At 61.9% G+C, this 6,620-nt stretch carries 7 protein-coding genes; 2 read left to right on the forward strand and 5 right to left on the reverse strand.

The window, feature by feature from the left end:
• Positions 1 to 6 precede the first annotated feature (6 nt).
• Complete coding sequence (gene soxR, locus HU719_RS05445; protein WP_186534811.1) at positions 7 to 453, reverse strand: redox-sensitive transcriptional activator SoxR; 447 nt, start codon at positions 451 to 453, stop codon at positions 7 to 9.
• An 85-nt stretch (positions 454 to 538) separates the two neighbouring features.
• Between soxR and HU719_RS05450 the strand changes: the two genes are divergently transcribed.
• The gene (locus tag HU719_RS05450; RefSeq protein ID WP_186518255.1) at positions 539 to 919 is read left to right on the forward strand and encodes an antibiotic biosynthesis monooxygenase; all 381 of its coding nucleotides are present in this window, start codon (positions 539 to 541) and stop codon (positions 917 to 919) included.
• On the opposite strand, the gene HU719_RS05455 is transcribed toward HU719_RS05450, so the two are convergent.
• Together HU719_RS05455 and HU719_RS05460 are read right to left on the reverse strand one after the other, a co-directional pair.
• Positions 898 to 1,668 carry an alpha/beta hydrolase family protein gene (locus tag HU719_RS05455; protein ID WP_186518257.1) on the reverse strand — a complete coding sequence of 257 codons (771 nt, stop codon included), beginning with the start codon at positions 1,666 to 1,668 and terminating at the stop codon, positions 898 to 900. The genes HU719_RS05450 and HU719_RS05455 overlap by 22 nt on opposite strands.
• Positions 1,652 to 2,764 carry a DUF3182 family protein gene (locus tag HU719_RS05460; RefSeq protein ID WP_186534812.1) on the reverse strand — a complete coding sequence of 371 codons (1,113 nt, stop codon included), beginning with the start codon at positions 2,762 to 2,764 and terminating at the stop codon, positions 1,652 to 1,654. Before HU719_RS05460 ends, HU719_RS05455 begins: the two co-directional genes overlap by 17 nt.
• Before the next feature lie 192 nt (positions 2,765 to 2,956).
• Here HU719_RS05460 and HU719_RS05465 point away from each other — a divergent pair, with 192 nt between their 5' ends.
• Positions 2,957 to 4,765: an aminopeptidase P family protein gene (locus HU719_RS05465; protein ID WP_186534813.1), complete on the forward strand. Its 1,809-nt coding sequence runs from the start codon at positions 2,957 to 2,959 to the stop codon at positions 4,763 to 4,765.
• Positions 4,766 to 4,813: 48 nt separating this feature from the next.
• On the opposite strand, the gene HU719_RS05470 is transcribed toward HU719_RS05465, so the two are convergent.
• Entirely contained in the window at positions 4,814 to 5,095 is a 282-nt protein-coding gene (locus HU719_RS05470; RefSeq protein WP_186518263.1) for a hypothetical protein, read from the reverse strand.
• Between the two features lie 187 nt (positions 5,096 to 5,282).
• Positions 5,283 to 6,170, reverse strand: a complete 888-nt coding sequence (rhtA, locus tag HU719_RS05475) for a threonine/homoserine exporter RhtA (protein WP_186534814.1) — start codon at positions 6,168 to 6,170, stop codon at positions 5,283 to 5,285.
• Positions 6,171 to 6,620: the final 450 nt, after the last annotated feature.

Raw genomic sequence — 6,620 nt, forward strand, 5'->3', positions numbered from 1 at the left:
GGCTGCTCAGGCCGGATGTGGCCCAGGGCCGTGCTCGGCCAGACGGTCGTGATAGTTGCGCAGCGGGCATTCCTTGAGTGACAGGCAGCCGCAGCCGATGCAGCCATCGAGCTGGTCGCGCAACATGGTCATTTCTTCTATTCGCCGGTCAAGATCGGCACGCCAGTGCAGCGACAGGTGTTGCCAGTCCTCGGCGCTTGGCGTGTGGTCGCGGGGCAAGGCGGCCAGCGCCTGGGCAATTTCGGCCAACGGGATGCCTAGGCGCTGCGCGGTCTTGATCACCGCAACCCTGCGCAGCACTGCACGGGGGTAGCGGCGCTGATTGCCGCTGTTGCGCGTGCTGTGGATCAGCCCCTTGGTTTCGTAGAAGTGCAGGGCGGTCACCGCCACACCGCTGCGTGCCGCCAATTGGCCAACACTGAGCATTCGTTCTTCACCTGGGGGCGTCTTCATGCAGATTGTCCTTGACCTTGAGTTAGCTAGAGGTTTTACCCTGCCCGCCAATTGGCTGCAACTGCCCCAAGCGAGGAGACGGACCATGTCGCACTACGCCCATTCCCTGTGGTTCACCCAAATGATCGAATATGACGTGCCGCCGGAGCGTCAGGCGGCGCTGGCCCAGGCATTGGTGTCGCGCAGCGAGCAGTTGGCGCAGCGCTGCGAGGGGCTGGAAGGGGTGAGTGTCCAGGCCAGCGAGGACGGCTGCAGGGTTTTACAGTATTTGCAGTGGCGTTCGCGCACCGCGTGGGCTGCAGCCTCGCATGCGTTCGTCGAGGAGCCTTTCATGGCATTGCTGCGTCAGCATCAGGCGCGCGGGGTGAACTTCGCCGCCTACCAGGCTCTGCGCAGCCTGGTGCGTGGCGCTGATGGCGGGCTACATTGCCAGGTCGGCACGGCTCAGGCATACCAAGGCGCATAATGCGGGTAGCGGTCGAGCCGGGCGCCGATGACCATTTCGCTGATCCAGGCCGTGAGCATCGCGCTGTAGGCCTTCTGGCTCTGTTCGCTGGAAAGCGCATGGTCGGCGCCGTCGACGATGCGGTGGGTCAGCGAGTGCGCACTGCCGAACGCCGAGCGATAGCTCATCAGCGTGCTGTGCGGCACATAGTCATCCTGTTCCGATTCCACCAGCAGTACGTCGCCGCTGAACTCGGCGCAGGCCGCCAGAGCCCGGTTGTCGCTTGGGCTCAGCGCACGTTGGCGGTAGTCGTTCAGGCGTTGGCGGTCGAGGCTTTGCTTGGGCATGTTCCATTCATCGTCCCAGTACAATGCCGGCACCCGTAGCGCCAGCCACTTCACTGCACGCCGAGCAGTCAGCAAGGTCGCCAGATAACCGCCGTAACTGCTGCCGATAACTGCAATCGCTGCAGGGTCGACGGAGGGGTGGTTGGCCAGCAGATCGTACGCGGCCAGCAGGTCGTCGAGGTTCTGTTCGCGCGTGACCGTCAGCCGCTGGCTTGCGGTTTTCTCGTGGCCGCGCAGGTCGAAGGTCATGCACACACAACCTAGCCCGGTGATCTGTCGGGCCCGCGCCAGGTCGCGCTGCTGGCTGCCGCCCCAGCCATGCACGAACAAGATCCCAGGCATGCGGCTGCCGGGGCTGACCAGGGTGCAGGCGATGCTCTCACCTTGCACTTGCAGGTCGATGTTTTCACTCTCGATGGTCATGTTCGCGGATCCGCGCGAATTTGCTGAGCTGTCCAAGTTCACTGTCGTCCCCTTGATAAAAGAGCGTGGCGTCGGCGGGCAGTTGCGCAGCGCCAAATATTTCATGGGTGGAGGCACGCAGCCGCTGCAGGCTCGGCTCGTCGCGGAACGCCTGCAATGCCAGCACCTCGGCGCTGCTGGCGCCGCCGATGCGCCACGATTGTTCGAGCACGCCGCTGCGCAGGTGGCCTTGCGGGTTGCGCCCGCGGGCAATGTCGTAGTTGCGGCGCGAGGCAATAAAACCGGGGAAATGCTGCTCGGCGGCCTGTTCATATGCCATCGCCTGGGTGACCGCCAAGCGCAGGTGATCCTCCAGCGGCAACTGCAGCAAGGCGTCGTAACCCCCGCGCACCACGATCAGGTCGGAGCCGCCGTATACTTCGCAACCTTGGTTGTCGCGGGTCAACTGCTGCGTGCCGTGGTAGCTCAGGGTCATCCCCGCGACGCGAACCTGGCCAACGCTGAGGGTCTGTACTTCAACGAGGTTTTCCTCCAGAACCAGGCCCCAAACCCCAAGTTGGTGGTCATCCATCTGCTGGAGCAGGGGTTCGAGCTGCTCAATGTGGTCTATCACCGTTTGGCCGCGGCCGGCCTTGGCCAGCACCGGCTTTACCCGCACCGGCCCATCGCGCAGCAGCAAGCTGGCGGCATGCCTGGCATCGGCCTTGGAAAACACGCTATAGCCGCGCAGCAGGGCGTCACTGGCCTGGCGGGCAAAACTGTCGGTCCAGCCGGCAGGGGAATTGCCGCCGGCGGGCAGAGGGTGGGAGATGGCTTTGGTCGCCATGTAGGGCTGGCTGACCTTGCCGCCAAACAGGTCCTGGTCGCTGCGTATGGGCAGTTCGTGCTGCTGGTGAGCATCGATCAGTGTGTCGGTAGGCATATAGTAGAAGCAGTGGGCGCCTTGCCGCGTCGCCGGGTGCTCGATGTGCTCGATCCCCAGCAGCGCCGCCAGCCGCTCGGCCAGCTTCAGGTGCACGGCGTGTTCATGTTCAGGAGTGTGCTCGCGGATGTCGAGCAGCACCACGGCGGTTTTTGGCTCGTCGGGGCTGGGCATGACGGTCTCTCGTGGGCGGCCTGGGTAAAGTTGTGAAGGCCTGCGCGCAGCCAAGTTCAGCACGGTTGACCGGCGGTCGCTGGCGGGGTGTGGCAAAAGCGGGCGTTGATGTCGCCTGCGTGATTGCGGGCGCTGGGCGGCTGTTTCATTATCGGCGGTCTGGATCCGTCGAGATTAGCCGCAGGAGAGCGCATGAACAGTCAGTCCACCGTTTCGCAAAGTGTCCCGGCCCGCCTGAGCCGAGTGCGTGCGCTGATGGCCCGTGAGGGCGTCGATGCTCTGCTGGTACCTTCGGCCGATCCGCATTTGTCGGAGTACCTGCCGGGCTATTGGCAAGGCCGGCAGTGGCTGTCGGGCTTTCAGGGTTCGGTGGGCACCTTGGTCGTGACCGCGCAGTTTGCTGGGCTGTGGGTCGATAGCCGTTACTGGGAACAGGCTGAGAACGAGCTTGCGGGCAGCAGCATCGAGCTGATGAAGCTGCGCCCGGGGCAGCCAGGAGCCCTGGAGTGGCTGGGCGAGCACGCACCGGCCAACGGCGTGGTCGCAGTCGATGGGGCGGTAATGGCATTGGCGCCAGCGCGGCAGCTCGAGAGCCGCTTGAGCACGCGCGGGGTACGGTTGCTGACACACCTCGACCTGCTTGCCGAAGCCTGGCCTGAGCGCCCGGCGCTGCCAGGCAACCCTGTGTATCAGCATCTGCCGCCGCATGCATCGGTCAATCGGGCACAAAAACTCGCCGAGCTTCGCGCCACGCTGCGCGAAAAAGGCGCCGACTGGCACTTCATCGCCACGCTCGACGACATTGCCTGGCTGTTCAATCTGCGGGGCAGTGATGTTTCGTACAATCCGGTGTTCGTTGCTTTCGCATTGATCAGTCAGACGCGTGCCTTGCTGTTCGTGGGCGAGGGCAAGGTCGATGAGCATCTGCGCCAGGTGTTGGCGGCAGATGGCATTGAGGTGTGTGGGTATGCAACGGTAACGGCCGCGCTGGCGGCAATCGAGCCTGATACCGCGCTCCTGCTGGACCCGGCGCGGGTCACTCGTGGGCTGTTGGAGGCTGTCGATACACGCGTGCGCCTGATTGAGACGATCAACCCCACCACGTTGCGCAAGTCGCGCAAGGACGAAGCGGATTTGGTACATGTTCGTCAGGCTATGGAGCAGGACGGCGCGGCGTTATGTGAGTTCTTCGCCTGGTTTGAAGCCAATTTGGGTGCCCAGCGCATCACCGAGCTTAGCGTTGACGAGCAATTGACTGCCGCACGTGCTCGACGCCCGGGGTACGTGTCGCTGAGCTTTTCCACTATCGCGGCGTTCAACGCCAATGGCGCCATGCCTCATTACCGGGCCACCGAGCAGTCCCATGCGGTGATCGAGGGCGACGGCCTGTTGCTGATCGACTCGGGAGGCCAATATGTGGGCGGCACCACTGATATCACGCGGATGGTGCCGATTGGCGAGCCCAGCCATGCACAGAAGGCTGACTGCACCCGCGTGCTCAAGGGCATGATCGCGCTATCCCGGGCGCGCTTCCCACGGGGCATTCTTTCACCGTTGCTGGATGCCATCGCACGTGCGCCCATCTGGGCCGATGAGGTGGACTATGGTCATGGCACAGGGCATGGCGTGGGCTACTTCATGAATGTGCATGAGGGCCCGCAAGTAATTGCCTACCAAGCGGCGGCGACGCCACAGACGGCGATGCAGCCGGGTATGATCAGTTCGATCGAACCGGGCACCTACAGGCCCGGGCAGTGGGGGGTACGCATCGAAAACCTGGTGGTCAATCGCGAAGCGGGCAGCACTGCGTTCGGTGATTTTCTACAGTTCGAAACCTTGACCCTGTGCCCCATCGACACGCGCTGCCTGCTGCCGGAGCTGCTTGGGCGCGAAGACATCGCCTGGCTCAACGCTTATCACAACACTGTGCGCGAGCGGCTGGCCCCGTTGTTGGCAGGTGACGCCTTGCAATGGTTGGAGCAGCGCACCCGCGCAATCTGATTGCGTAGCGCATAAAAAAGGGCGGCCCGTGGGTCGCCCTTTTTGCTGTTATTTGCAGATGACAATCATGCTGCGGCTGGTATACCCAGCTGGGTTGATACCAAAAATGTAGTCACCGGGTTCTTCGTCGGTGTCGCCGGAGCGGGCAATGACTTTATAGCCCTTGCCGGTGCAGGAGCTGGCGGCCTTGCTGTAGCACTTGTCCCACGATGAAGAGAGGCCCGAGCAATTGATATGCAGGCCCTTTTTCCCTCGTTTGACCTCGGTCTTGGCTGTCGCGGCACATCCAGCAATAGCCAAGATGGCCAGGATGAGCAAAATACGTTTCATTCCTGTCCTTATGCAGGCCCGGCGGTATAGGCGGGCCTGTCGTCAGCGCTTCGAGTCTTCCTTGAGATTCCTCAGCATCCCTTTGTCACCAAGTAGATAGCGTCTTGATTATGATTATGTGACAGCTTAAGTCAGCCACGACCCTAGGTACAAGGCGGCTGTGACTCAAATGCAAGCATTTCTCAAGTCAGTCGGCCGCAACCGGTGGTACAGCATCGCGCTTCATCGAGAGCGTTGCCCCAACCGATGCGCAAATGATGGCCAGGATCGCCAGCCATTGCCACAGCGTGAGCTTTTCGCCAAGGAACAACAAGCCTGACAGCGCGCCGAAGGCCGGCTCGATGCTCATCAGCGTGCCGAAGGTGCGCGCGGGCATGCGCGTCAGTGCCACCATCTCCAGGCTATACGGAAGGGCGGTTGAAAGAATCGCTACTGCAAGCGCGACGGGAAGCAGGGCGGGGCTCAGTAGCGCCGCCCCTGCATGGACGATCCCGATGGGAGCCACGAACAGCGCTGCGATCACCACGCCCAGCGCTGCCGTCTGGATGCCATTTTCGGCGCCTGCGCGCTGCCCATATAGAATGTACAGCGCCCAGCACACGCCCGCGCCCAGCGCGTAAAGGGCGCCCACCAGGTCAAGCCCGGTATCTGTCTGCCCAACAGGGATAAGCAGCAACAGGCCTGCAACGGCCAGTGCGATCCAGACAAAGTCCAGTGCCCTGCGCGAGGCCAGCAGCGCGACTGTCAGGGGGCCGGTGAACTCAAGGGCCACGGCCACCCCAAGGGGCACGCTGCGCAATGACATATAGAAGAGGAAGTTCATGCCGCCCAACGCCATCCCATAGATGATCACGTTGCGCAGCGTGCTGGCATCGAGCCGCGCGCGCCAAGGGCGCAGGATCAACAGCATGAGTACGCTGGCAAAGATCAGTCGCAGCGCGGTAGTACCTTGGGCACCCACGATTGGGAACATGCCTTTGGCCAGCGATGCACCGGATTGAATGGACGCCATGGCAATGAGCAGCAGTGCGATGGGGAACAGGGTAGAGGCCAGGCTGCGGTGCGGGGTGTTCATCAGAGGGGCGTGATCCGTGGTTATGCGTGCGGTGTGAGCAATATAGTGCGCAGTTTGCCTGCGCATGCGCAAGGATGATGGGGATCTGCAGGTATTTGAAATAAAGGGTTGACGCCGTTTCAGATTCCCTTATAATGCGCCCCACTTCCAGCGACAACGGAACGCGAAACTCCTTGAAAATCAACGAGTTAAGCGAAACGAAAGGTCCTGGTGGTGCTTCGGTCTTCTGATCGGCAGCGGTGAAAAAGGTGGTTGACAGCAGGTTGTAACGCTGTAGAATTCGCCTCCCGCTACGAGAGATCGCAGCGAGTTAAGCGGTTGAAGTTGAACGAAAAACTTCAAAATAAACGCTTGACAGTAGATGAGGAAGGCGTAGAATGTGCGCCTCGGTTGAGACGAATAGCTCTTAACCAACCGCTCTTTAACAAATTGAATCAAGCAATTCGTGTG

Origin of the sequence: Pseudomonas farsensis (genome assembly GCF_014268805.2) — a bacterium.
Taxonomy (GTDB): domain Bacteria; phylum Pseudomonadota; class Gammaproteobacteria; order Pseudomonadales; family Pseudomonadaceae; genus Aquipseudomonas; species Aquipseudomonas farsensis.

What these genes read in the sequence shown, in the direction of transcription:
- HU719_RS05470 (WP_186518263.1), bottom strand. Translation starts at nt 5,095, where the DNA reads ATGAAACGTATTTTGCTCATCCTGGCCATCTTGGCTATTGCTGGATGT.
- soxR (WP_186534811.1), bottom strand. Translation starts at nt 453, where the DNA reads ATGAAGACGCCCCCAGGTGAAGAACGAATGCTCAGTGTTGGCCAATTG.
- HU719_RS05465 (WP_186534813.1), top strand. Translation starts at nt 2,957, where the DNA reads ATGAACAGTCAGTCCACCGTTTCGCAAAGTGTCCCGGCCCGCCTGAGC.
- HU719_RS05450 (WP_186518255.1), top strand. Translation starts at nt 539, where the DNA reads ATGTCGCACTACGCCCATTCCCTGTGGTTCACCCAAATGATCGAATAT.
- HU719_RS05455 (WP_186518257.1), bottom strand. Translation starts at nt 1,668, where the DNA reads ATGACCATCGAGAGTGAAAACATCGACCTGCAAGTGCAAGGTGAGAGC.
- rhtA (WP_186534814.1), bottom strand. Translation starts at nt 6,170, where the DNA reads ATGAACACCCCGCACCGCAGCCTGGCCTCTACCCTGTTCCCCATCGCA.
- HU719_RS05460 (WP_186534812.1), bottom strand. Translation starts at nt 2,764, where the DNA reads ATGCCCAGCCCCGACGAGCCAAAAACCGCCGTGGTGCTGCTCGACATC.